The organism is Methylobacterium sp. 285MFTsu5.1 (assembly GCF_000383455.1).
GTDB lineage: Bacteria > Pseudomonadota > Alphaproteobacteria > Rhizobiales > Beijerinckiaceae > Methylobacterium.
Genome location: NZ_KB911282.1, coordinates 1 through 23591, shown reverse-complemented (window position 1 = coordinate 23591; position 23591 = coordinate 1). Strand labels below are relative to the sequence as shown.

The following is a 23591-nucleotide window of genomic DNA, read 5'->3' as shown; positions in this document are numbered from 1 at the left end:
GGACTGTTCACGGACGCGGGTCGAGCCCGCCGCGGCGTGCGAGGCGGCCCTGTTCCGCGTGCCAGCGCGCGTCCGCCACGGCGCGTGCCAGGCGCCGGATGCGCCAGCGCCGGTACAGCGACAGGACCGGGTTGCCGCCGAGACCGGCCTGATGCCGGCTCAGGCGTCGCAGCAGGTCCGGCAGCTGCGCCGAGGCCGCCTCGCCCGTGGCGATGTCGATGGCCCGCATTTCCGCCCGGAGCCCCGCCTTCCAGTCGTCCATGACGCCCGCCTCCGCGATCATCGCCCGCCCCCGCGGCCGGCCGGAATTCCCAACAGCCCGCCCGCCGTCTCGCCCGCGGCATGAGTACACGCCGGAAAACCCTCCGTTCCGGATCCGGGTTTGCCCCGCAGGTGGTCCGCCCGGCGGACCGGACTGGAGGATATGGCCGATGCGATCCAGGACAACGTACCGCTGCACGCTGGCGCTCCTGCTCGGGCTCGCCGCCGGGCCCGCGCTCGCCCAGAGCACGGGCTACGTCACGGGTTTCCCGGGCAAGGATCCCGCGGGCGACGAGGAGATCGGCTGGGGGCCGGCCTACCGGCCCGAGACGAGCTTCGCGCAGCCCGGCACGCCGCCGACCCCCGGCGCGATCGCCGGCCGCGCCTATCGTGCCCGGACCGGGCACGGCGTCTACGATCGGGTGCAGGGCGACGGTCTGTACCGGGGCCGGTAGTCCCGCTCACGCCCGATGCGCGACGGCGGCGATGATCGGGCCAGAGCCGAGCGAGGCGCGATACCCCTCTCCCGTGCTGGAGAGGGGCACGGCGCGGATGTCTCGACCGGGATCAGCGGCTCCGTCCACGCTCTCGAACCCGACCGGGACCGGCCCTAGCGCCGCCGCAGGGCCCGCTTCGCGGCCGCGCGCGCGTCCCGCTCGAACCGGGCGAGCCGGAGGCGCCGCTCCAGCGAGATCACGTGTCGACCGGGCGGGACCGCGATGATCTCGGCGACCGGAACCCGGTCGCGGTAGAGACCTTCCAGCGCCGATCCTTCCAGCGTCGCCGAGTCGAGCCGGTCGGCGAAGCCGGTCTCGTGGCAGGCCCGCACGATCTCGGCCTCGAGCAGCAGGCCCGGGGCGTGGCCGCGCAGATCCTCGTCGTAGGCGGTCTTCAGCAGGGTCGCGGTGCCGCCGCTGACCAGGGCGAGGCTGACGGCGACAGGCCGGCCGTCGAGGGTCAGCGCGTCGGCCCGGACGGCGACCGGGCCCGGAACCGCGGTGAACAGCGCCCTGGCCAGCGCGGCGCTCTCGGGCCGGCAGGCCATGGCGGTGCCGGCCTGCCCCTTCCAGCCGGCGCGCTCCAAGTCGAGGAAGGCCGCGACGAGGCGGGTGAGGTCCGATCCGTCCGTGGCGCACGCGTGGGCGACGGTTCCGGTCTCCGACAGGCGGCGCGCCCGGCGGCGCAGATCCTTGAAGCGCGCCCGGCCGGGATGGTCGGCGAGGAACGCCGCGTGGTCGGCGCGCCGGTCCATGACCGGGCGGTCGAAGCCCGCCACCGTGCCGATGGCCCAGCCGCGCGCGCGCATCGCCGCGAGCATCTCCGGCACGGCGCCCTCCCCGGTCGGCAGCAGCGGCCAGCGCCAGGGGCATCCGCCGGAGGCGGCCTCGAGGCCGGCCACCAGGGCCAGCGCGTGCGCGGCCCGGTCCGGACCGTCGGCGACCAGGGGAGCCGTGGCGGTCACGTAGGGCGAGAGGAAGGGCCGCAGGACCCGGCCGCCGAGGCCCGTCAGGTCCCGGGCCCCACGGTACGGGAGCAGCCCGACGAGACGGTCGCCCGCGCGGACCGTGACGTAGCGGAGGGCCGCCGGCAGCAGCCCGGCGGTCCGATGGGCCTCGATGACGTGCCGAGAGAAGTGCGGGTGCGCCGCGGCGCCCGCCGCGACCAGTGCGTCCCAGGCCTCCGGCTCCGGCGCGTCGCCGAGGGTGACGACGGCTCCGGACGGCGCGCGGAGGGGGCTCGCGGCGATCATCGGACCGCTCCGGCGGCCCAGACCGGTGTCGGCAACCCGTGGATGCGCCCCGCGGCGCGCGCCAGCAGGGCGGCCCGGCCCACGCTCGCCACCGCGACCGCAACGGCCGCGCCGAGCGTCCCGAGCGCCGGGACCAGGGCGAGGCACAGGCCGGCGGCGGCGAGGAGACTCCCCGCCGTGATGCCGGCGCAGAGCCGCTCCCCGCCCAGCATGGTCAGCAGATCCTCGCCCGGGCCGAACAGGCTCGCCCCGACGCTGCCGGCGATCAGGATGCACAGGATCGGCACGCTGTCGCCGAGACCCGGCCCGAACATGGCCAGCAGCAGGGGGCTGACGGCCAGGATCGCGCCGCCGACCACGAGCGTCGCGGCCGCCGTCAGACGGCCCTGGCGCCGGACCAGCTCGGCGAGGAGGAAGCGGTTGGCCTGCGCCTGGGCGGCGCTGTAGCGCTGGAGCGTCGCCGCGCTGACCGCGTAGTGCACGAACACCACGAATTGCTGGATGCGGGTCGCCGCGAAGTAGATCCCGACCTCGGCCGGGCTCACCAGGGCGCCGAGCACGATCACGTCGACGAAGGTGAAGCCGGCGTTGGCGAGGTCGATCGCGGCGATCGGCAGGCCCGTGCCGAGCCACGTGCGCCACCGGTAGCGGTGCGGCCCGGCCGGCAGCTCCCGCCGGAGCCGCGCGGCGAGGAGGGCGGCCTGCAGGGCGGTCGCGACCGCGGCGGCGACCAGCATGCAGGCCATCGCGACCTCGGCCCGGGGCGGCGCGCCGAGCAGGATCGCCGCGACCATGCAGGCCATCATCAGAGTCTGGCGCAGCAGGTAGGGCGGCGCGATGGCGAGCCCGACCCAGTTCTGGCTGCGCGCCACACCCTCGAGGTAGTCCTGGAGCGCGAAGAGCGGCATCACGCAGAGCGCGACCAGGATCGGTGCCCAGTAGGCGGGGGCGAACAGGTCCGGCTCGAGCGCGAGCAGCGCCGCGCCGAGGCAGGCGACGGCGAGCGCCGCTCCGCCGGTCACGAGGGCGCCGGCCCGGATGTAGCCGCGCGCGAGGTCGAGGTCGCCCTGCGCCTGGTCGCCCGGCACGAACCGGCTGGCGCCCTGCGAGAGGCCGAGGGTCAGGGTGTGGCCCAGCATCGCGGTCCAGACCCAGACCGACGCGAAGATCCCGTAGGCGTCCCAGCCCATCAGCCGCGCCGCGAGCACCTGGGCGCCGTAGGCGAAGCCGGCCGACCCCACGCGGATCGCGAAGACCGTCAGGGCCGCCCGCTGCGGGCCGCTGCGCAGCGCCCGGAGGTGCCGGAGCGCGAGGACAGGGAGGGCCGTGGCTGACACTACGCGCTCCGCGCCGGTCCCGAACTCGGCGGGAGGCCGATCTCTGGCCGTCCGGTCTAGCCCGGGGCGCGTTGCGGCTCGGTTAAGGGCGGCTGGGCCGGGGCCGCCTTGGGCTCCTTGGGCGCCTCCGTCCGCATCAGCGAGGTGGCGATCGTCAGCGCCACGTGCTCGGCCATGCAGCGCAGGCCGAGGTCGTTGAGCCGGAACTGGCGGCCGAGCATGTGACCCTCGCCCTTGTCGCTGCGGCGCGACAAGTACTGCAGGGCCTCGTAGCGCCGGACCAGCGGCACGCCCTGCTGGGTCGCGACGCTCCGGACGGCCTCGACGATCCGGTTGTAGTCGACGTCGGCCGCCATGCTGGCCGTGTAGATCGGGTCGACCAGCACCACGTCGATCCCGTGGGACCGCATCCAGCCCACGGCCTCGGCCAGCGCGCTCGCGAAGGCGTCCACGTCGACGCGGGCGATGGCGTCGTGGGTGCCGACCTGCCAGACGACGAGGTCGGGCTCGGCCTCGGCCACCATGGTGCGCAGGCGCTCGGCGGCCCCGGAGGCGATCTCGCCCGGCAGGCCGCGGTGGTCGATCACGACGTCGACCTTCGGCAGGGCGTGTTCCAGGGCGGCCTCGAGCTTGGCCGGATAGGAGGCCGAGGCGCCCGGCGCCGCGCTGCCGCCGATCGCCAGGATCTTGAGCGGTCGGTTCTCCGCCAGCGCCGCCTTGACGGCGCCGAGCTGGGCGACGCTGTAGAGCTGCGCCCCCGGGACCCGGCATTCCTGCGACAGGGCCGGATCGTCCGCCACGGGGCCGGCGGCCTGCTCGGCCGCGGCCGCGCCGCCGGCGGGGCCCGACAGCAGGAGCACGGCCAGCGCCGCGGCGAGCCGGGCCCGCGTCATGCGCGGGGTCGCGACGATCTGCTGCGGCTGCGCCATTCGACGAACCATGCCGTAAACCCCAGCCCGACGAGGCCCGAGCCGGCGACCAGCATATCGATCAGCGCGCCGCCGCCCGTCTGGAAACGCACGAGCTGTCCGATCAGGCTCAGGATCGAGCCCATCGAGAAGACAGCCAGTGAATTCCGGCCCATCTGACTCAGATAACCGACGACGCGGCCGATTCGGGGGGCGAGCACCGCGTAAAGCGGTGCAAACGCTAACAATACCCCCAAGAAATGAACCAGTCGCGCCGGGGTCAGGTAAGTCTTCTCGAACGTGAACAGCAGGCGCGGCTCCGGAACGAGCATCGGATCCGGGCGGATCTCCGTCACGGCGAGCACGATCCCGAGGAGAACGATCACGACGCCCGCCGGGATCAGGCGCCGCGACCAGCGGCGCAGGGCGTCGGAGCGGAGGTTCCAGCCCTGCAGGACGAAGCCCAGGACGAGCAGGAGCTGCCAGCAGAGCGGATCGAAGAACCAGTCGCCCTCGCCCGGCCAGGACGGGACGTTCCACCCGAAGACGAGGCTCGCGAGATAGACGCTCACGGACAGGCCCAGGGCCCCGAGCAGGCTGAAGCGGCCGACCAGGACGAAGACGGGCGCGATGCCGATCAGCAGCACGTAGAGCGGCAGGATGTTGAAGTAGCCGAGCTGGTAGGTCAGCAGCGCCATCCCGCAGACCGACTGGATCGGGTCCGCGAAGAAGCCGCCGGCATTGTGCCACTCGAGGATCAGGGGGTTGTCGAGCAGCAGCGCCGCGCCCGCGATGATCGCGAGCGCCAGCAGCATCACGGTGAGCTGCGCCCGGTAGACCTCGACGGTGCGGGCGAGGAGCCGCACCACGCTCCGGCCCGGCGGCTCCGGGTTGCCGTCGCGCCCGCGGGTGGCGATCCCGATCGACCAGCCGGCCAGGAACACGAACAGCTCGGCCGCGTCCGAGATGCCGTACTGCGAGAAGGTGTAGCGCTCGAAGGTGTTGCCCGGGATGTGGTTGATGAAGATCGTGATCAGGGCGAAGCCGCGCCAGAAGTCGATCGCGTTGGGGTCCCGCATCGTCGCGGCGGCTCCGAGTTTCGACGCATCAGGATGGCGGCGGCGGGAACGCGGCCCCTGATACGGCGCCGCATCGCGTCTGCAAAGGCGAACAAAGGTGGGGATCGCGCGGCCCGATCGAACCGGACGGTCACACCCGCGTTATGGCCCGGCACGGAGTTCCGCACCCATGACCCGCCCCCTCACCGCCCTCGGCCTCGCGCTCCTCCTGCCGGTCCTGGCGACCGGCCCCGCGCTGGCCCAGGCCCAGACCGGCACCGGCGGCGGCCCCGCCTCCACGGCGACCGCCCCCAACACCTCGTCGGTCGGCCGCGTCATGCCGCCGAGCCGCGGCGCCGGTGCCGAGACGCCGGACGACCGGCGCGTGCGGACGCCGCGCGAGGCGGAGAACGACAAGCTCATGCGCGGCATCTGCATCGGCTGCGCCCCCCGATAAGGGGGCAGCGCCCGGGTGCCGCCGACGACGCTACTTGCCGCGGCGCAGGCGCAGGTCGTCCTCGCTCTCGCGGGAGAGGCGCAGCAGGTTCTGCCCGTAATTGGTCTTGGCGAACATCTCGCCGCGGGCCACGAGCTGGTCGCGGGTGATGAACTTCTGCAGGTAGGCGATCTCCTCCAGACACGCCACCTGCAGGCCCTGCCGGTTCTGCAGGGTGCGGACGAACTCGCTCGCCTCCAGCAGGCTGTCGTGGGTCCCGGTGTCGAGCCACGCGTAGCCGCGCGACATGCGCTCCACGTGCAGCTGGCCGCGCTGCAGGTAGGCCTCGTTGACGCTGGTGATCTCCAGCTCGCCCCGGGCCGAGGGCTTCACGTCGGCGGCGATGTCGAGCACTTGGTTGTCGTAGAAGTACAGGCCGGTCACCGCCCAGGTCGATTCCGGGTTCTGCGGCTTCTCGACGATCTTCGTCGGCCGCCCCGACTTGTCGAGGTTGACGACGCCGTAGGCCTGGGGGTTGTCGACGTGGTAGGCGAAGACGGTCGCGCCCTGCTTGCGGCTCGACGCGCGCTCCAGGAGCTCGCCCATGCCGGCGCCGAAGAACAGGTTGTCGCCGAGGATCAGCGCCACGTCGTCGTCGCCGACGAAGTCGCGCCCGATCACGAAGGCCTGGGCGAGGCCCTCCGGCCGCGGCTGCAGGGCGTAGGAGAACTTGAGGCCGAACTGCTCGCCGGTGCCGAACAGGCGCTTGTAGTTGTCGAGGTGCTCCGGCGACGAGATGATCAGGATCTCGCGGATGCCGGCGAGCATCAGCACCGAGACCGGGTAGTAGATCATCGGCTTGTCGTAGACCGGCAGGAGCTGCTTGTTGATCGACAGCGTGGCCGGGTGCAGGCGCGTGCCGGATCCGCCGGCCAGAACGATGCCCTTCATGGCTTGGAAACTCCCTCTGAGACCGGCCCGACGAGCCGGTCCAGGATGTCGTCGAGCGCCGCCTGCCAGGGCCGCGGCGCGATGCCGTAGGCCTCGTTGAGGCTGTCGGTGGACAGGCGCGAATTGGCCGGCCGCCGGGCCGGTGTCGGGTAGGCGGAGGTCGGGATGCCCTTGACCGGCACGGAGCGCCCGCCGCGCCGGGCCGAGCCCGCCACGATCGCCTCGGCGAAGCCGCACCACGTGGTGTCGCCCCGGTTCACGCAGTGGAACGTGCCGGTCGGCGCCTCCGGATCCGCGGCCATGGCCTGCGCGATCGTCGCGAGGGCCGCGGCGAGGTCGGCGGCCGAGGTCGGGCAGCCATGCTGGTCGTTCACCACGGTCAGCGCGTCGCGCTCCGCCGCGAGCCGCAGCATCGTCTTGACGAAGTTGCCCCGGTGCGGGCTCACCACCCAGGCGGTCCGCACGATGGCGTGGCGCGGGTTGCCGGTGCGCACCGCCAGCTCGCCGGCGGCCTTGCTGGCACCGTAGACGCTCTGCGGGTCGATCGGCGCGTCGGGCGCGTAGGCCCCGTCGGGCTTGGTCCCGGCGAAGACGTAGTCGGTCGAGACGTGCACCAGCGGGATTCGCTTGGCGGCGGTCGCGGCCGCCAGGATCGCCGGGGCCAGCGCGTTGAGGCGCCACGCCGCGACGACGTCGGACTCGGCCTTGTCGACCGCCGTGTAGGCGGCGGTGTTGATCACCGCCCGGTAGGCGCGGGCGGCGAGCGCCGCCGCGACGGCGTCCGCGTCGGTGATGTCGAGGTCCGCGCGGCCCGGCGCGTGGACGGTGACGCCGTCCGGCCACATCAGGGCCTGCAACTCGGTGCCGACCTGGCCGGCGCCGCCGAGGACGAGGACGTCCATCAGCCGTTGAGCCCCAGGCGCTCGCCCTTGTAGCGGCCCTCGCGGATCGGGCGCCACCAGCCCTCGTTGCCGAGGTACCACGCCACGGTCTCCTCAAGCGCCTGCTCGAAGGTCTTCTGCGGGCGCCAGCCGAGCTCGGTCTCGGCCTTGGTGCAGTCGATCGCGTAGCGCCGGTCGTGGCCCGGGCGGTCGGCCACGAAGCTGATCAGCTGCTCGTGCGGGGCGCCCTGCGGGCGGAGCCGGTCGAAGGCCGCGCACAGCGCCTTGACCACCGCGAGGTTGTTGCGCACCGCGCGGCCGCCGAGCAGGTAGGTCTCGCCGATCCGGCCGCGCTCCAGCACGGCGACGAGGCCCTTGGCGTGGTCCTCCACGTGGATCCAGTCGCGCTCGTTCAGGCCGTCGCCGTAGACGGGCAGCTTCTTGCCCTCGAGGGCGTTGAGGATCATCAGCGGGATCAGCTTCTCGGGGAAGTGGCGCGGCCCGTAATTGTTCGAGCAGTTGGTCACTAGGACCGGTAGCCCGTAGGTCTCGTGCCAGGCGCGGGCGAGGTGGTCAGAGGCCGCCTTCGAGGCCGAGTAGGGCGAGCGCGGATCGTAGCGGCTCTCCTCCGTGAAGAACGCGTCCGGCGGCAGCGAGCCGTAGACCTCGTCGGTGGAGACGTGGAGGAAGCGGAAGGTCTTCTTCTCGGCCTCCGGCAGGGTCTCGTAATGGCCGCGGGCGCCGTCCAGCATGGTCTGCGTGCCGATCACGTTGGTGCGCACGAAGGCGCCCGGGTCGGTGATCGAGCGGTCGACGTGGCTCTCGGCGGCCAGGTGCATCACCGCCTCGGGCTTGAAGTCCGCGTAGGCCTTCTGCACGGCGGCGCGGTCGCAGATGTCGGCCTCGACCAGGCGATGGCGCGGGTTGTCGGCGAGCGGCGCCAGCGAGACCGGGTTGGCCGCGTAGGTCATCGCGTCGAGGGTGCAGACGTCGTGGCCGAGATCGTTGACGAGGTGCAGCACCAGCGCCGAGCCGATGAAGCCGCAGCCTCCGGTCACCAGGATGCGCATGGTGGATTACCTCTTCGGATCGATCGAGAACTGAGAAAGCCGGGGCAGCCTAAGACCGGCCGTCGTGACAAAATTGCGGCCGGGCCGCGCTCTTCAGAAGACGCGGCCGAGATCGGCGAGCTTCGGCGCCCGGCGATCCTTGTCGGACAGGATCGCCGCCTCGCCGGAGACCGGCCACGGGATCCCGATCGCTGGATCGTTCCAGAACAGCGCCCGGTCGTGCTCGGGGCTGTAGTAGTCGTCGACCTTGTAGGCGACCATGACGTCGGGCGTCAGGGTGCAGAAGCCGTGCGCGAAGCCGTGCGGGATGTAGAGCTGCTCGCCGTTCTCGGCGTCGAGCGTGACGGCGACGTACTTCCCGTAGGTCGGCGAGTCGCTGCGGATGTCGACCGCGACGTCGAGGATCGCGCCCTGCAGCACGCGGATCAGCTTGGCCTGCGCGCGGGGGGCGATCTGGAAGTGCAGGCCGCGGACCGTCCCCTGCGGGGCCGAGAAGGACTGGTTGTCCTGCACGAACGGCGTGGTGATGCCGGCCCGCGCCAGGGTGTCGGCCCGGAAGGTCTCCGAGAACCAGCCCCGCGCGTCGCCGAAGCGCTTCAGGACGATGCGCTTCACGTCCGGGATCTCGGTCTCGATGACGTCCATGCCAGCGCCCTTCTTGCGGATCCCGTCGCGAGGTCCAGCGGACGTCTCCGCGTCGGTCGTTCCGGGTCGCGCGCCCGCCTCGCCGACCACAACCTCGGTGATGCACCGCGACTTCCGGTCATTCGCCGTCCGTGTCAAGGCGTGCGGGCTGCGGTGGCGTGCACGAGGGAAGCCGATGACGGGCGGAGCCGGACCCGCGGTGGACGGCCTGCTGCGTGCCCAGCTGGCCGATCCGGCCTGCACGTGGAGCCTCGGCGGCTACGGAGCCGCCGCCGTGTTCGCGCGGGAACCCGACGAGCCGGCACGGCCCCTCGAGGACGACGCGATCGGGCTCCGCACGGCCCGCGGCGCGCTCGCGGTCCGGGCGCATCCGGATCTCAGGCCGTTCGCCTACGAGACCGGCTTCGCCGACGGCTGGAGCCAGGCGGTCGCGCTCTGCCTTCCCGCGGCCGCCTGCGCGATGGGCCGGCGCACCGTTCTGACCGAACTGGGTCCCGACGAGGCGGCAATCCGGCCGGAGGACCGCGCCGCGCGCCTGTTCGATCTCGGCCTCGGTCTGCGCGCCGCGGATGCCTGCCTCCGGACCGCCGACCCCGCGCGGATCGCCCGCTTGCGGGCGCTGGCGGGCCGACCGCTCCTCGCCGCCGGCGCCGCGGCGATGCCGTCCGCTGTCATCTCGAGCCTGGACCAGATCGTCATCACCCGCATCGGTCGCGTCGAGGTCTTCGCGCCGGAGGCGGATCGGGCGGCCGCGGGGCCCGGGCCGCGGTGCCACCTGCTGCCGCAACTCCTGCGACTCGCACGCACGCACGCGGCCACCGCGCCGATCCCGCCGGGTTGGATCCCCTGCGGGACGCTGCATCCGGCCCATCCCGCGCGGGACGGGGCCGGGCGACCGGTCCCGTTCGATGCCGGGCGCCACGCCGCGTTCGGACGCGTCCTCGACCGATGGGGCGATCCCGCGCTGGCGGCCCTGCGCCGCGCCGTGCTGGACGGCCAGGATCCCGATCCGCCGCGCGCGGGCGGACGGTTCGCGCGCTCGGCGATCCGCGCGGCGCGCGCCCAGCGGAGGGCTATCGTCAGGTAGTGCCGTCCCCGATCGCGTCCTGACGGTTCGGAGAGACGGCGATCCCGGTCGAGACAACCGCGCCGTAACCCCCTCTCCCGTGCGGGAGAGGGTCGGGGTGAGGGACGAGAAGCTTCAGGATCAGGCGCGCTCTCGGGTTGCCGACAGGCCGCGACTCGTCCGGATGGCCCTGATCCCTCACCCTGTCCCTCTCCCGCACGGGAGAGGGGACCGGCGCCTCGTGCGGCACCGGCTTGGCGATCACTTCGTCCGAACCCAATCCCGGGACCAAATCCAGGCCCCTCAGGGAATGCCGATCATCTTGTGGGTCTGCAGCGAGAGCCGCCAGCGGGCGTCCCGGCGGCAATAGGCGATCGCCGCCTCAGTGCTGGCGACCCGGTCGGGGCCGTCCATGGGCTGGAGGAAGCGGTGCTGGAAGGCGAGATCCACGAAGGCCGCGGGATCGGCATCCGCCTGCGGGTAGACGAGCTTCAGCTCGTGGCCGGAGACCTGTGCGAGGGCGTTGCTCCCCTTGGGGCTGACGCAGATCCAGTCGATCCCCGGGGGCGCCGGCAGCGTGCCGTTGGTCTCGATGGCGATCTCGAACCCGGCCGCGTGGACGGCCTCGATCAGCGGCGTGTCGAGCTGGAGCAGCGGCTCGCCGCCGGTGAAGACAACGTAGCGGTTCGCGGCGCCGCCCGCCCAGGTGGCGGCGATCGCGTCGGCGAGGGAGGCCGCGTCCGCGAAGCGCCCGCCGCCCTCCCCGTCCATCCCGACGAAATCGGTGTCGCAGAACCGGCAGGCCGCGGCGGCGCGATCGGCCTCGCGCCCGGACCAGAGGTTGCATCCGGCGAACCGGCAGAACACGGCGGCACGGCCCGCCTGCGCGCCCTCGCCCTGGAGCGTGTGGAAGATCTCCTTGACCGCGTAAGCCACAACCGTCCCAGTCACCGTCGCGCGCGATCCGGCTTGCGCGCCCGGCCTGCACATAAGCCGTGCCGCCCGCGCGGGCCACCGACAACCGCGCCGTGCAGACCCGCGATGTGATCTCGCCTTGCTCTTGCCACGGTAGGCTCGTTCATGCCGAGATGCAGTCCGGCGATCGCCTTTCGGCCGTCCGGGCTGCGCCACTCTCCGGCTGGCCGGCCGGAAATCCGACGCCCCCAGGGCGTCGATCCAGGCGATCCTCTGACGAGTCGGGCTCGAATGTCCTCTTCTCTCTACCGACGCCTCACCGTCGGGCTTGCGGCGCTGACGGGTCTGCTCGGGGCGGGCCTCGTCGGGATCGGCGCCGCGAACGCCGTGACGGTGCCGATCCTCGTGGCCGACGTGGATTCGGGCAAGGTCATCTACGCGCAGGCGCCGACCGACCCCTGGTACCCGGCCTCGATCACGAAGCTGATGACGACCTACGTCGCACTGGACCTCGTCCGCCAGGGCAAGGTTTCGCTCGACTCGATGATCACCATCTCGGCCGCCGCCGCCGCCGAGCCGCCCTCGAAGATGGGCTTCAAGCCGGGCACGCAGCTCACCCTCGACAACGCCCTGAAGATCATCATGGTCAAGTCGGCGAACGACGTCGCCTACGCGATCGGCGAGTCGCTCGGGGGATCCGTCGAGAACTTCGCCGCGCTGATGAACGAGACCGGGCAGCGGATCGGCATGCATGACAGCCGCTGGTTCAACCCGAACGGCCTGCCCGACCCGCGCCAGTGGACCTCCGCCCGCGACATGGCGGTCCTCGCCCGGGCGCTGATCCGCGACTTCCCGGATTCCCACGACCTGTTCTCGATCTCGGCGATCCAGTTCGGCCGCGCCGTGATGGCGAACCACAACGGGCTGCTCGGGCGCTATCCCGGCACGGACGGGATGAAGACCGGCTTCATCTGCTCGGGCGGCTTCAACGTCGTGGCGACCGCCACGCGCAACGGCCGGCGGATCGTCACCATCGTGATGGGGCAGCCGACCCCGCGCGAGCGCGACGTGAAGACCGCCGACCTGTTCGACTACGCCTTCGGCCAGAGCGCCGGCTGGACCAGCCCGACCCTCGACGCGCTGCCGGCCTCCGCGATCCCGGCGCCGCCGGACATGCGTCCCTTCGTGTGCGGCGGCAAGAAGCCCCCGGCCATCGAGGACGGTCCCGGCGCGCTGAGCGCCCCCGGTTCGGCCGCGCAGTTGATCGGCGGCTCGGCGGCGAACTCGCCGGCGCTGGCGCTCGCCGCGTTCTCCAACCCGGCCCTCCGGGCGCGGTCCCTGCCGCCGCGGGCGCCGCTCCAGCCGATCGCCGTCTGGGTCGGTCGCAACCCGGCCGAGGGCCAGCAGATCCTCGAGGCGCAGGAGGCCGAGCAGAAGGCCGCCGCCGCCAACACCCGCGCCGCCAAGCTCGAGGCTGCCAAGGCCAAGCGCGCGGCGGCCCTCGAGGCGGCCAAGCAGGCGCGCGCGGCGCGCCTGGAGCGCGCCGAGGCCGCGAAGGCGGCCGCTAAATCCGCTCCCAAGGTCGCCGCGAAGCCGGGCCACGGCGTGCCGCGGAACGCCAGCGCCTACACGTCGGACGTCACGCCCGGGATGCCGGAGGCCAAGCCCGGGAAGGGCCTGACCAAGCCGGCTCCGAAGGCGGCCGCCCACAAGCCGGTGCCCGCCAAGGCCGATACGACGTCCCACAAGGCGGCGGCCAAGGCCCCGGCCAGGAAGCCGGCCGCCAAGAAGGCGGCGGCCGACGAGTAGGCCCACTCCGGTGCTCGGCGCACCGCCGCGTTGCCGCGGAGGCCGCCACACCCCACTTCGTCGCCCATGTCGCCGCCTCTGTCAGAGACCCCCGCCCCCGCTCCGGACCCGCGCCGCCCGGAGCCCATCCCGCTGACCGTGCTCACCGGCTTCCTCGGAGCCGGGAAGACCACCCTGCTGAACCGGCTGCTGCGCGATCCCGCGCTCGCCGACACGGTGGTGATCGTCAACGAGTTCGGCGAGATCGGCCTGGACCACCTGCTGATCGAGACCGTCGACGAGGACATGATCCTGCTCGGCGCCGGCTGCCTGTGCTGCACGGTGCGGGGCGACCTGATCGCGACCCTTGAGGATCTGCTGCGCAAGCGCGACAACGGCCGGATCCGGCCGTTCCGCCGGGTCGTGATCGAGACGACGGGCCTCGCCGATCCGGCGCCGATCCTGCACGCGCTGATCTACCATCCCTATCTGGTGCTGCGGTACCGTCTCCAGGCCGTGGTGACGGTGGTGGACGCGTCCACCGGCGCCGCGACCCTCGACGCCCATCCGGAAGCCCTGCGGCAGGCCGCGGTCGCCGACCGGATCGTGCTGACCAAGGCCGACCTCGCGGGCGACCTCTCGGGGATCCGCGCGCGCCTCGCGGCGCTCAACCCGGCCGCCCCGATCGTCGCGCCCGACGCCCCCGCGGACACGCTCCTCGGCGGCCTGTTCGGCCTCGACGGCAAGACCGCCGACGTGCGCGCGTGGCTCGGCGACGCGGCGCTGGAGCAGGCGCATCACCGCCACGCCGACGTGAACCGCCACGACGCGTCGATCCGGGCGATCTGCCTGACCAGCGCGGCGCCCGTGCCGCGCCCCGCCTTCGAGATGTTCATGGATCTCCTGCGCTCCGGCCACGGGCCGAAGCTGCTCCGGCTCAAGGGCCTCGTCGCCCTCGCCGACGATCCCGAGCGGCCCCTCGTCGTCCACGGCGTCCAGCACGTGTTCCACGCGCCGGTCACCCTGCCGGCCTGGCCGGATCCCGACCACACCTCGCGCCTCGTCCTGATCCTGCGCGACCTCGATCCGGCCTTCGTGCGCCAGCTCTGGGACGCCTTCCTCGGCCGCCCCCGGGTCGACGCGCCGGATGCCGCCGCCCTGACCGACAATCCCCTGGCGATCCCCGGCCCCTGACGCCGGCGGTCGGCACCGTCCTTGAAGCCCTCGACGCGAAGGGCGCCCCGGAGGCGCCGGATCGTCCCGGATCGGGACGGGTCGTCGAGAGGCAGGACACGCGGATGGCGCGACGCTTCACCGTGATACAGGGCGGGCTCACCGAGCGGCCGGACCGCGCGGCGGATCCGGAAGCCGGAGCCGGTGCCGAGGACGGCGCCGAGGACGGCGCCGAGACCGGGACTTGGCGGGTCGATCTGCGGCGACCCGGTGCCGTCGACGCGGCCTCCGTCGCCGCGTGGCGGGCCATGCTGGTGCGCAACGCGGTGACCGACCCGCTGCGCGACCCGGACCACCTTCTCCCGCTCGCCCAGCACCGCCCGGCCGGTCGTCCCGTCGCCGTCGCCCTCGCCTGGAGCCGCGACGCGCGCGACGGCCACGAGACCCTGCGCGGCGTGGTCCCGCTGGCGATGCCGCATCCGGTCTGGGGCCGCCGCGCCCGGCCCTGGCAGCTCGCCGAGCCCGACGCGGCTGCCCTCGTGGAGCGCGCGGCCGCGGAGGCCGTCGACCGGGCGCTGCGGGAGCGGCTCGGGGCGCTGCGCCGCCCGCTCCGACTCGTCGGCCAGTCCGCACCCGCCCCGGATCCGGAGCCGCGGCGCCCCGTCCTGGCGGCCAGCCGCCCGGCGCGTTCCCGGCCGATCCCGGCCGGGAACCTGCTCGGCGTGCGTCCCGAGGGCTGGGAGCCCGCGGAGACCGAGATGCTCGCCGTCACCGAGCCGGAAGCGGTCCGCGACGCCGTCGAGACCTTCCTCGCCCTCGACGCCCGCACGGCCGCGCGGCCGATCATCGCCGATCCGGCCGAGGCGTCGCTGGTGCGTGTGGTCACCCGGCTGTTCGCCCGCCGCGGCGCGCTGCGGGTCGAGTTCCGCCGGCGGGCCGGCGCGGTGGTCGCCGGGACGCTCCACCTGTGCGCCGGCGCCAACGCGGTGCCCTGGCGCCGCGCCCGGGCCTGAGTGGTCGGTGAGCGGTCAATCCGCCGCGTCCGGGGCGCCTGTCGACGGGGGCGGCGAACCCTAGCTGGCCGACATGACCCGCGACCTGCCCCACGGCGTTCGACCCGCTCCGCGCCGGAAGGCGGCCGCACAGACTGTGCCGCGCTCGCGCGGGGCGGGCGAGGCCGACCGGGTGGCCGCCATCCTCGCGCGCCTCGCCGAGCGGGACCCGGATCCGAAGGCCGGATTCGACCGCACCGACCCGTTCCGCCTGCTCGTGACCGTGCTGCTCTCGGCCCAGTCCACCGGCCCGACCGTCTCGCGGATCGCGGACGCGCTGTTCGCCGAGGCCCGCGATCCCGCCGCCATGGCGGCCCTGGGGGAGGCCCGGATCACCGAGATCGTCCGGCCGGTCGGGCTCGGGCCCTCCAAGGCGCGCAACATCGTCAGGCTGTCGGCGGTCCTGCTCGCGGAGCACGGCGGCGCCGTCCCGCGCAGCGCCGCGGAGATGCGCCGCCTGCCGGGGATCGGCCGGAAGAGCGCCGAGGTCACGGCGAACTTCGCCTTCCACGAGCCGGTGATCGCGGTCGACACCCACATCTTCCGGATCGCGAACCGGATCCCCCTCGCCCCGGCCGCGACCGTCGACGCGGTGGCCGACGGCCTCGCCCGAGTCGTGCCGGACGCGTTCAAGGACAACGCCCATGTCTGGCTGTTCCGGCACGGGCGCGACACCTGCACGGCCCGGAAGCCCGCCTGCCCCCGGTGCCCGGTCTCCGACCTGTGCGCGTGGCCGGGCAAGGCGACGGCCTAGACGCTACTCGTCCTCGCCGAAGCGGTTGGCCAGCAGGGCCTCGATGGCGTCGAGGCAGCTCTCCGCGTCCGGGCCGACGGCGGTGACGGCGATGCGTGTGCCCATGGCGGCGCCGAGCGTCAGCAGGCCCATGATCGAGCGTCCGCCGACTGTCTCGCCGGCCCGGGTGACCGTCACGGCGGCGTCGTAGCGCTCCACGGTCTGCACGAACTTCGCGGAGGCGCGGGCGTGGAGGCCCCGCCTGTTGATGATCGGGAGCTTGCGGATAAGGCCGCCCTCCGGAACCGGCGGATCGTCATCGGTCTCGAAAAGCTCGTCCATCGCCCGTGGTGTTTCCCGCCCGATCGGCGGCCCTGGCGGCCGCTCGTCCCGAACCTAAACCATTGACCGGGCGTGTCGATCCCGCAGCCCCGCGGGCGCGGTGGAACGGGCGGCTGTGTGACCGTGCCGGCTACCACTCGTACTCGGCGCCGACGCCGAGGCTGGTGCGGCCGTCGGTCCCGGCCTCGCCCTTCAGCTTGATCCGGCGGGTGACGTCGAAGTCGACCCCGACGGCGGTGTCGGCGGGCTTCGCCCCGGCCTTCACGCCGACGCTGACCCGATCCGAGATGTAGCGCGAGGCGCCGATCGCCGGCCCGCCGCTCGCGCCGGTGGAGACGTCGAGGCTGTCGAGGCCGAGGCTCTTGCGCGCCTGCTCGAACACGTCCGGACCGGCGGCGCCCCCCGAGAGCTGGGCGACCGCCTGGGCGAGCTGCAGCGCCTGGAACGGCGACAGGCCGGCCGAGGCCTTCTTGAACAGGATCCGCGACAGGATCTCGTCCTGCGGCAGGACCGGATCCGAGGTCAGGGAGAATTGCGGCGCGTCCGCGAAGCCCGAGACCGCGATGCGGGCGGTCACGTCGGTGGCCTTGGTCTCGGCGACGAAATCGAGCTCCGGCGTGGTCAGGCTGCCGGCGAAGGTCAGCCGGCCGCGGCTGAAATCCAGGCGCTGGCCGACGAGCTCGAACTGTCCGCGCCGCAGCGAGAACGCGCCGTTGGCGTTGGGCGACGCGGAGGTGCCGGTGACGCGCAGCGCACCGCCGAGTTCCGCGTCGATGCCGCGCCCGCGCACGAAGATGCGGCTCGGCGCGTCGATCGTCACGTCGAGGGTGGCGTCGAACGGGACGGCCGGCTTCCCGCCCCGTCGCCCGGACCGGGTCGCGGCCTTCCGCTCCGCCCGCTGCGCCAGGCGCGCCTTCAGGGCCGGCGGCGTGTTGACGTGGCGGACGCCCGGCAGCGGCCGGATAGTGGCCGGCAGCCGGTCCGGAACCGCGACGTCGATCGACACGACGTTCACCCGGCCGGCGATCCGCGGCGTCCGCGCCAGCGGCCCCGCCAGCGTGATGTCGACGCTCGACACGGCCGTCATCAGAGGGCTCGAGACGAGTTCGGCCTTGTCGGCGACGACGTGGAAATTGCCCGGGAAGTCGGGCGCGAGGGAGACGCGGCCGGTTACGGAGACCTGACCGCCGTTGCGGGCGGTCGCGGTCAGGCGCTCGACCACGACGCTGTCGCCGCGGCCGGTGACGCGGCCCTCGATCCCGGTGAAGCGGAGCCCGTTCAGCGGATCGGTGAAACTCCCGCCGCTCAGCACCGCCGCGCCCTGGGCCCGCGGCGCCGCGAGCGTGCCGGTGACGCCGCCGTCGATGGCGATCTTGCCGGTGACGCTCTGGCCGCCGACGCTCAGGAGGGAATTGGCGAGGGCGGCGTCGAGCGTCCCGCGCGCGCGCAGGTCCAGCGGACCCCCGGCCTCCACGGGCAGCGACCCGGAGACCGTCAGGGCGACGCCGCGCCCGGCCGTGACCCGCCCGTCCAGGCTCGCCTGCCCGTCCGACAGCGTGCCCTTGGCGGTCGCGTCGATCGCCGGCAAGCCGGCCTGCCGCGTCTGCGGGGCGACGAGCTTGGCGACGCTGACCGCGTAGCGCCCCTCCGGCCGCGTCGCGCGGCCGCGGAGATCCGCCTCCCCGTCCAGGGTCCCCGAGAGGGCGAGGCTCGGTGCGGCGATTCGGGCGAGCGACAGGGGCAGCGACCGGATCGCCACCTTGAGGTCGAGATCCCGCCCGGCGCGGCCCGCGACCGTGACGCGGCCGGAGCCCGCCGCGATCGACAGGCCGTCGATCACCGCGCCGCCGTCCCGGAGGGTGATCGCCGCCGGCCCGGTGAGGGCGAAGCGGTCGTTGCCGCGGGCCGCTGACAGGCGCTGGATCTCGATCCGCGTGTCCGCGGCCGGGACGACCCGCGCGGCACCGTCGAGCGTGAAGCCGCGCGCCCGGGCGGTGAGGCTCACGTCGCTGAAGGCGGGCGTGCCGTTCGCGAGGAGCCGGATCGTGTCGACCTGCTGGCCGGCGGCCACGAGCCGGTCGGCCTCGACGCGCCCGTCGAGGACCGGGTGGGCGCGCAGGTCTCGTCCCGAGAGGTCCGCGTCGAGCCGCGCGAGGGCGGTCTCGCCGTAGCGGAGACCGGCCCCGGTGGCACGGACGGTCACGTCCTGGCGCCCGCCGTCGCGGGCGAGGGTCAGCGCGGCGTCGAGGCGGCCCGCGACCGGTTCCGGGACCAGGGGCGCGATGTCCGTCAGGTCGCCGGCCCGCACGGTGAGCGCGCCGGCCGACAGCCACGTGTCGGCCGCGACCGTCGCCTGGCCCGCGACGGAGACCGAGCCGAGATCGAGGCCGAGCCGGTCGAGGACCCAGTCCCCGCCGACGCGCGCGAGGTGCGCGCCGCCGGTCAGCGGCTTGCCGCCGACATCGCCGCCGAGCCGGACCGTGCCGTCCGGCGCGAGGAGCGCGTCCCGCAGGACCGCCTCGACGCGCAGGTCCCGGATCGGCTTGCCGGCCGCCGTGGCGGAGGGCGCCGTCAGGGTCGCGGTCACGTCCGGATGCTCGAGGGATCCGGTCAGGCGCGCGTCGACGCCCGCCCTGCCGGTGAGGCGCCCGTCGAGATCCGCGAGGCTCTTGAGGTCGATCCTGCCGGTGACGTCCGCGCGGGTCGCCGTCGCCTCGCCCTGCAGGGTCGCGGTGACGCCGGAGCCTTCCAGGCGCAGATGGTCGAAGCCGTACCCGTCGAAGGTCTGGGAGACGCGCCCCTGGAGGCTCGGCGCGGGGCCGAGGGTGCGGTCGGCCGCCCGGACCCCGGTGACGACGCCGCTCGTCGTCACGGCGAGGTCGGCGGCGACGGCCTTGCGCGCCGGATCGCCGCTGAGCCGCGCCTTGGCGTCGAGGCTGCCCGCGAGACCCTGGCCCGCGAGGCCCGAGAAGACGGAGAGGTCCGGCAGCGCCGCGTCCACGGTGCCGGTCAGGGTGTTCTGGCCGACCCGGCCGGCATAGGCGGCCCGCGCCGTGTCGGAATCGAGGTTGAGCGCCGCGATATCGAGAACGCCGTCGGCGCCGGCCGAGGCCCGGAGCGTCACGGTGGCCCGGCTGCCGATCGCCCGACGCAGGGCCGGGTCGGCGAGCTTCAGCCCGTCGACCCGGCCGTCCGCCGCGATGGCGAAACGCTGCGCCGACGGCTCGCCCTGCGGGTCGATGCCGAGGCTGGCCTCGATCCGGTCGAGGCTGGAATCGCGGCTGCGCAGGGCGGCCGCGTCGAGACGGCCCCGGACGGTGGGCGCCGCCAGCGGTCCCTTGAGGCTGCCGTCGAAGACGAGCTTGCCGATCTCGGCCTCGCCGGCCCGGGTGACGTCGCCCTCCGTCGGCAGGGCGCGCGCCTGCAGCGTCAGGTCGGCGATCCGGTCGCGGGTGAGGCTGCCGCCGGCCGTCAGGCGCGCCGTGCGGGAGGTCAGCTCCAGCCGGTCGATCCGGAAGGCGCCGCTATCCGCGAAGGCGAGGCCGCCGTCGAGCTTGGTGGTGCCGGCGAAGACCGCCGCCGCCGGACCGGGCATCAGCCCCTCGATCCGGGCCGCGAGGTCGAGGGCGAGGCGCCGCTCGGCCCCGATGCGGGAGATCTTCGCCCCGCCCCTGGCGCCGATGTCGGGACCGGCCGTGAAGTCGAGCTTGGCCCCCCAGGCATCCAGTGTCCCGGTCCCGTCGAGCGCGAAGTCGATCGGCGGGGTGCCGGGCAGGTTGGCGGCCTTCGAGAGCAGGCCGCCCGCCGGCTCGACCAGGTTCGCCTTGAGTTCCAGCCGCTCGCCGTTCGGCACGAACAGCAGCGACAGCAGGAAGCGGCCCGGCGCGTCGAGGCGCTGCGCCCTCGCCTGCAGGTCGAGCCCCTCGCTGGCGGCGCCGAGCTTCGCCCGGCCCTCCGCCGACAGCCGCGCCGGCTGCCCGGCCACCGCCTCGCCCAGGGTCAGCTCGGCCAGCTTGAAGCCCTTGATCTCGACCTTGACCGGCAGGTCCGGGAGGAGCCGCCCGTCGGGCTTGGCCTCGGGCGGCGGCGGTCCGGGTATCGGCCGGCGCAGCACGTCGAGATGCCCGATCTCGAGGCTGTCGACCTCCAGCCGTCCCGACAGGAGGGCCAGCCGCCGCCAGACGATGCGGGCCCGGTCGAGCTTCAGCCAGACGCCGTCGCGGTCGCTGATCGCCACGTCCCGGATGGTCGCGTCCGAGGACAGGGCGCCGTCGATGGCGCCGATCGCCACCCGCGACGAGGGCGTCGACAGGGCGCGGGACAGGAGGCCGCCGAGGACGGACTTGTCGCCCTCGTCGGCGCGCGTCGCCGCGAGGGTCCAGGGCAGCAGGGCGAGGCAGACCAGGACGAGCGCCAGGCTCCACCGGCCGGGACGGGCGGTCGGACGCGCGGTGCGCGGCGTGAGTCCGGTTCGGAACACCATTCAGAACGCCTGCCCCAGGCTGAGATACAGTACGGCGGGACGCACGTGTCCGCCCTTGTAGGGGTCGAGCGGGAAGGCGACGTCCGCGCGGATCGGCCCGATGCCGGTGTAGTAGCGCAGGCCGATGCCCACGGATTTGCGGATCTTCTCATCGAAATCCGGCGTCGCCGAGGCGAAGGCGGTGCCCGCGTCGAAGAACGGCACGACGCCGATCGTGTCGGTGACCTTGATGCGCGCCTCGAGCGAGGCCTCCAGCAGGCTGCGGCCGCCGATCGGCAGGTTGAAGGGACCGATCGGCCCGAGGGTCCGGTACGGGTAGCCGCGGACCGAGCCGCCGCCGCCCGCGAAGAACCTGAAATTGTCGGGGATCTCCCCCAGCGGCGCGCCCGAGACCGAGCCGAAGCCGACGCGGCCGGCCAGGATCACGCGGGCCTCGTCGTCCAGGGCGTAGTAGGTCGATCCCTGCGCCTTGGCCACGACGATGCCGGGCGAGGAGATCGCGCCGGGATAGACCGCCAGCGACGCGATGGCCCGGACGCCCCGGGTCGGGTCGAGGAGGCTGTCGGTGGAATCGTAGGTCACCGAGGCCGGCACGCCGATCAGCCGGTAATTGACCGTGCCGAGGGCGTCCTTCGACCGGCCCGCCTGCGCGTCGAGCCCGATCTGCGCCGAGAACGTGTCCGAGAACCGGTGGCGGATCGCCCCCGAGACGCCCCCGCCATCCACGAGGTAGCTCTGCTGCACCTCGCGGGTGATGAAGGCGTTGGCGAGAAAGTCGTTGCGCGTCCCCCACAGGGCCGGCTGGACGTAGGTCGCAGAGAGGCGGCCGCCGAGGCCGTTCGTGCCGATCCCCGCGAGCTTGCGCTGGTTGGCGAACGGGTCGTTCCCGAGGCCCAGGTAGTAGATGTCGGCGTCCACCCTGAAGGACTCGCCGCCACCGAACAGGTTGCGGTTGGCGTAGTAGGCCCGCACGCCCGGCCCGTCGACGGTGGAGTAGCGCGCCGAGACGCCCACGAGGTTGCGCTCGCGCTCGGTGACCGCGACGAACAGCGGCAGGTTCCCGTCGGCGTCGAGGGTCGTGCCCTCGCGGACCCGCACGCCGCCGATCCCCTCGATCCGCGCCACCGACCGGCGGATCGCCGCCACCGCCTGGGGCGAGTACGGGTCGCCCGGCTCGGCGTAGATGAAGGAGCGGATGGTGGCCGGGTCGATGCCCGGCGCTCCGCTGATGGCGACCGGGCCGAGTCCGGCCACCGGGCCCGGCGCCACCGTGAAGGTCACGTCCATGACGTGGGCGGAATCGTCCACCACGGGGTCGCGCGCGATCACCTTGGCGAAGGGATGGCCCTGCGCGCGGAACTGGTCGACGATCTGCGCTTCCCGCGCCAGCACCGTGGCCGAGCGCGCGGGAACGTCGTCGTCGACGCGGGTGACCCGCGCGGGTAGCGCGGAGTCCGGGAACGGGTTGCCCGCCGGATCGCGCACGGTGATCCGGCGCAGCTGGTAGAGGGGCCCGAGATCGACCGCGATCCGCACCGGGACGAGGCCGCGGTTGCGCCACGCCTCCGCGGCACCGACCGCCGACGCCGCCTGGCCCGGCACCGGCGCGCCGTCGATCCGGATCGTGACCGTTCCCTGATAGTAGCCGTAGCCCGACAGGACGTCGGCGAGCTTGGCGCGATCGGTCTCGGCCCGGCGCAGCAGGCCCTCGCCGTCGGGCGGCGGCTCCTGCCGCAGGCGATAGAGGGTGGACGTGTCCTGCAGGGCCCGCAGCACGTCGGAATCGTCCGTGCCGGTGATCCGCAGCGTGTACGGAAGCGCCGTCGCGCTCGGTGGCGGCGGCTCCGGCTCGCTGCCGAACAGGCCGAACAGGTCGAAGGCACGCGCGGGTTGAGTCCCCACGGCGATGAGCAGGGTCAGGGCCAGGGCGACCAGCCTCGGCGGCGATGCGCGACGCATCACCGGGCGGGCCGCACGATGAGAGGGAGCGGAGACGCGCAAACCGCGCTCTTCAGCTCCGATCGAGGTCGGCCGTGCCGCCTGCCTGTGAGATCATTGCCGCTCCCCCCTCACGCCGTATCACGACGTACCCCACCGCATCTTAAGGCCAGGTGCCTGCGAGGCCAACACCGCCAAGGTCGCGGCCCGGGGACCGCGCCCGGGAACCGGTTCGGCCGCTCGCGATGAGGCTGGTCAACGACGGGCTCCGACGCGCGTGATGCAGGCGGCACAGACCGCGAACCCGGGGCGGCGCGGTGCTCGGACTCCCCTCCCCTCGCGGAGGGCAGGCCGTGTTCCGGAGCGTGTCCGCGCCACGAGCGGGTCCACGCGACTTACTGCCACAACGCAGAACCCGCCGCGCTGTTAAGCGCGGCGGGTTCTGTGCGTCGGATTTGGTTGCGGGGACAGGATTTGAACCTGTGACCTTCAGGTTATGAGCCTGACGAGCTACCGGGCTGCTCCACCCCGCGCCAAGTCTGTACGGCTGGTCCGGGTCGACGCGGGCTCAGTGTGAGCGTGCGCCGTGTCCGGGGGCCGGATCGGTGTTCGTGCTGAGGGAATGATGATTGCGATGGGCGGGTCTGGCGGCGACCGACTCTCCCGTGTCTTGAGACACAGTACCATAGGCGCTGGCGTGTTTAACGGCCGAGTTCGAGATGGGATCGGGTTCTGGGCACGCCGCTCAGGCCACCAGACCGGCGCATCGCAATTTCTTTCGGACTTGGCCGTCGCGGGTTGCGA

At 73.6% G+C, this 23591-nt stretch carries 20 protein-coding genes, 1 tRNA gene and 1 rRNA gene; 7 read left to right on the top strand and 15 right to left on the bottom strand.

Annotated elements, in window-relative coordinates:
* Positions 1-7: 7 nt before the first annotated feature.
* Positions 8-262 (bottom strand): hypothetical protein, encoded by a 255-nt coding sequence (locus H288_RS0118740; protein WP_026605077.1) that lies wholly within the window; start codon positions 260-262, stop codon positions 8-10.
* A 169-nt stretch (positions 263-431) separates the two neighbouring features.
* Here H288_RS0118740 and H288_RS0118735 point away from each other — a divergent pair, with 169 nt between their 5' ends.
* The gene (locus tag H288_RS0118735; RefSeq protein ID WP_020094113.1) at positions 432-716 is read left to right on the top strand and encodes a hypothetical protein; all 285 of its coding nucleotides are present in this window, start codon (positions 432-434) and stop codon (positions 714-716) included.
* A gap of 155 nt (positions 717-871) precedes the next feature.
* Here the strand turns inward: H288_RS0118735 and H288_RS0118730 are convergent, their stop codons facing one another.
* From H288_RS0118730 to H288_RS0118715, 4 genes are read right to left on the bottom strand one after another with little or no spacing between them, the layout of a single operon-like run.
* Complete coding sequence (locus H288_RS0118730; protein ID WP_020094112.1) at positions 872-2011, bottom strand: GNAT family N-acetyltransferase; 1140 nt, start codon at positions 2009-2011, stop codon at positions 872-874.
* Positions 2008-3348 carry a lipopolysaccharide biosynthesis protein gene (locus tag H288_RS0118725; protein WP_020094111.1) on the bottom strand — a complete coding sequence of 447 codons (1341 nt, stop codon included), beginning with the start codon at positions 3346-3348 and terminating at the stop codon, positions 2008-2010. Before H288_RS0118725 ends, H288_RS0118730 begins: the two co-directional genes overlap by 4 nt.
* 56 nt (positions 3349-3404) lie before the next feature.
* Entirely contained in the window at positions 3405-4277 is an 873-nt protein-coding gene (locus tag H288_RS0118720; RefSeq protein ID WP_020094110.1) for a GDSL-type esterase/lipase family protein, read from the bottom strand.
* A complete protein-coding gene (locus tag H288_RS0118715; RefSeq protein ID WP_020094109.1) occupies positions 4238-5335 on the bottom strand; it encodes an OpgC domain-containing protein in 1098 nt (365 codons plus the stop codon). Before H288_RS0118715 ends, H288_RS0118720 begins: the two co-directional genes overlap by 40 nt.
* Before the next feature lie 169 nt (positions 5336-5504).
* Here H288_RS0118715 and H288_RS0118710 point away from each other — a divergent pair, with 169 nt between their 5' ends.
* Positions 5505-5771 (top strand): hypothetical protein, encoded by a 267-nt coding sequence (locus H288_RS0118710; RefSeq protein WP_020094108.1) that lies wholly within the window; start codon positions 5505-5507, stop codon positions 5769-5771.
* Between the two features lie 30 nt (positions 5772-5801).
* Here H288_RS0118710 and rfbA read toward each other — a convergent pair whose 3' ends face one another.
* The 4 genes from rfbA to rfbC form a co-directional block, all read right to left on the bottom strand.
* On the bottom strand, positions 5802-6701 hold the full coding sequence (gene rfbA, locus H288_RS0118705; RefSeq protein ID WP_020094107.1) for a glucose-1-phosphate thymidylyltransferase RfbA: 900 nt from the start codon (positions 6699-6701) through the stop codon (positions 5802-5804).
* Positions 6698-7603, bottom strand: a complete 906-nt coding sequence (rfbD, locus tag H288_RS0118700; protein WP_020094106.1) for a dTDP-4-dehydrorhamnose reductase — start codon at positions 7601-7603, stop codon at positions 6698-6700. Before rfbD ends, rfbA begins: the two co-directional genes overlap by 4 nt.
* Positions 7603-8652, bottom strand: coding sequence for a dTDP-glucose 4,6-dehydratase (rfbB, locus tag H288_RS0118695; RefSeq protein WP_020094105.1), 1050 nt, complete (start codon positions 8650-8652; stop codon positions 7603-7605). Before rfbB ends, rfbD begins: the two co-directional genes overlap by 1 nt.
* Before the next feature lie 93 nt (positions 8653-8745).
* Positions 8746-9297, bottom strand: coding sequence for a dTDP-4-dehydrorhamnose 3,5-epimerase (gene rfbC / locus H288_RS0118690; RefSeq protein ID WP_020094104.1), 552 nt, complete (start codon positions 9295-9297; stop codon positions 8746-8748).
* Positions 9298-9472: 175 nt separating this feature from the next.
* Between rfbC and H288_RS0118685 the strand changes: the two genes are divergently transcribed.
* Positions 9473-10384: a hypothetical protein gene (locus tag H288_RS0118685; RefSeq protein ID WP_020094103.1), complete on the top strand. Its 912-nt coding sequence runs from the start codon at positions 9473-9475 to the stop codon at positions 10382-10384.
* A gap of 282 nt (positions 10385-10666) precedes the next feature.
* Here the strand turns inward: H288_RS0118685 and queE are convergent, their stop codons facing one another.
* Positions 10667-11299 (bottom strand): 7-carboxy-7-deazaguanine synthase, encoded by a 633-nt coding sequence (gene queE / locus H288_RS0118680; RefSeq protein WP_020094102.1) that lies wholly within the window; start codon positions 11297-11299, stop codon positions 10667-10669.
* A gap of 270 nt (positions 11300-11569) precedes the next feature.
* Between queE and H288_RS0118675 the strand changes: the two genes are divergently transcribed.
* From H288_RS0118675 to nth, 4 genes are all read left to right on the top strand, one after another.
* Positions 11570-13087, top strand: coding sequence for a D-alanyl-D-alanine carboxypeptidase family protein (locus H288_RS0118675; RefSeq protein ID WP_020094101.1), 1518 nt, complete (start codon positions 11570-11572; stop codon positions 13085-13087).
* Positions 13088-13153: 66 nt separating this feature from the next.
* Positions 13154-14260 (top strand): GTP-binding protein, encoded by a 1107-nt coding sequence (locus H288_RS0118670; RefSeq protein WP_042672494.1) that lies wholly within the window; start codon positions 13154-13156, stop codon positions 14258-14260.
* 104 nt (positions 14261-14364) lie between these two features.
* Positions 14365-15252, top strand: a complete 888-nt coding sequence (locus H288_RS0118665; RefSeq protein ID WP_020094099.1) for a hypothetical protein — start codon at positions 14365-14367, stop codon at positions 15250-15252.
* Positions 15253-15325: 73 nt separating this feature from the next.
* Positions 15326-16045, top strand: a complete 720-nt coding sequence (gene nth / locus H288_RS0118660) for an endonuclease III (RefSeq protein ID WP_026605075.1) — start codon at positions 15326-15328, stop codon at positions 16043-16045.
* 3 nt (positions 16046-16048) lie between these two features.
* Here nth and H288_RS0118655 read toward each other — a convergent pair whose 3' ends face one another.
* From H288_RS0118655 to rrf, 5 genes are all read right to left on the bottom strand, one after another.
* Positions 16049-16366: an HPr family phosphocarrier protein gene (locus tag H288_RS0118655; protein WP_020094097.1), complete on the bottom strand. Its 318-nt coding sequence runs from the start codon at positions 16364-16366 to the stop codon at positions 16049-16051.
* A 130-nt stretch (positions 16367-16496) separates the two neighbouring features.
* Positions 16497-20849 carry a translocation/assembly module TamB domain-containing protein gene (locus tag H288_RS0118650; RefSeq protein WP_020094096.1) on the bottom strand — a complete coding sequence of 1451 codons (4353 nt, stop codon included), beginning with the start codon at positions 20847-20849 and terminating at the stop codon, positions 16497-16499.
* Positions 20850-22808 (bottom strand): autotransporter assembly complex family protein, encoded by a 1959-nt coding sequence (locus tag H288_RS0118645; protein ID WP_020094095.1) that lies wholly within the window; start codon positions 22806-22808, stop codon positions 20850-20852.
* Between the two features lie 435 nt (positions 22809-23243).
* Positions 23244-23320, bottom strand: a tRNA-Met gene (locus tag H288_RS0118640).
* A gap of 109 nt (positions 23321-23429) precedes the next feature.
* Positions 23430-23545: ribosomal RNA gene (gene rrf / locus H288_RS0118635) — 5S ribosomal RNA — on the bottom strand.
* Between the last annotated feature and the right edge of the window lie 46 nt (positions 23546-23591).

Excerpts from the sequence above, each read along its gene's own strand:
- H288_RS0118740 (WP_026605077.1), bottom strand. The coding sequence starts at position 262 with ATGGACGACTGGAAGGCGGGGCTCCGGGCGGAAATGCGGGCCATCGAC.
- H288_RS0118735 (WP_020094113.1), top strand. The coding sequence starts at position 432 with ATGCGATCCAGGACAACGTACCGCTGCACGCTGGCGCTCCTGCTCGGG.
- H288_RS0118730 (WP_020094112.1), bottom strand. The coding sequence starts at position 2,011 with ATGATCGCCGCGAGCCCCCTCCGCGCGCCGTCCGGAGCCGTCGTCACC.
- H288_RS0118720 (WP_020094110.1), bottom strand. The coding sequence starts at position 4,277 with ATGGCGCAGCCGCAGCAGATCGTCGCGACCCCGCGCATGACGCGGGCC.
- H288_RS0118715 (WP_020094109.1), bottom strand. The coding sequence starts at position 5,335 with ATGCGGGACCCCAACGCGATCGACTTCTGGCGCGGCTTCGCCCTGATC.
- H288_RS0118710 (WP_020094108.1), top strand. The coding sequence starts at position 5,505 with ATGACCCGCCCCCTCACCGCCCTCGGCCTCGCGCTCCTCCTGCCGGTC.
- rfbA (WP_020094107.1), bottom strand. The coding sequence starts at position 6,701 with ATGAAGGGCATCGTTCTGGCCGGCGGATCCGGCACGCGCCTGCACCCG.
- rfbD (WP_020094106.1), bottom strand. The coding sequence starts at position 7,603 with ATGGACGTCCTCGTCCTCGGCGGCGCCGGCCAGGTCGGCACCGAGTTG.
- rfbB (WP_020094105.1), bottom strand. The coding sequence starts at position 8,652 with ATGCGCATCCTGGTGACCGGAGGCTGCGGCTTCATCGGCTCGGCGCTG.
- rfbC (WP_020094104.1), bottom strand. The coding sequence starts at position 9,297 with ATGGACGTCATCGAGACCGAGATCCCGGACGTGAAGCGCATCGTCCTG.
- H288_RS0118685 (WP_020094103.1), top strand. The coding sequence starts at position 9,473 with ATGACGGGCGGAGCCGGACCCGCGGTGGACGGCCTGCTGCGTGCCCAG.
- H288_RS0118675 (WP_020094101.1), top strand. The coding sequence starts at position 11,570 with ATGTCCTCTTCTCTCTACCGACGCCTCACCGTCGGGCTTGCGGCGCTG.
- H288_RS0118670 (WP_042672494.1), top strand. The coding sequence starts at position 13,154 with ATGTCGCCGCCTCTGTCAGAGACCCCCGCCCCCGCTCCGGACCCGCGC.
- H288_RS0118665 (WP_020094099.1), top strand. The coding sequence starts at position 14,365 with ATGGCGCGACGCTTCACCGTGATACAGGGCGGGCTCACCGAGCGGCCG.
- nth (WP_026605075.1), top strand. The coding sequence starts at position 15,326 with ATGACCCGCGACCTGCCCCACGGCGTTCGACCCGCTCCGCGCCGGAAG.
- H288_RS0118655 (WP_020094097.1), bottom strand. The coding sequence starts at position 16,366 with ATGGACGAGCTTTTCGAGACCGATGACGATCCGCCGGTTCCGGAGGGC.
- H288_RS0118650 (WP_020094096.1), bottom strand. The coding sequence starts at position 20,849 with ATGGTGTTCCGAACCGGACTCACGCCGCGCACCGCGCGTCCGACCGCC.
- H288_RS0118645 (WP_020094095.1), bottom strand. The coding sequence starts at position 22,808 with ATGCGTCGCGCATCGCCGCCGAGGCTGGTCGCCCTGGCCCTGACCCTG.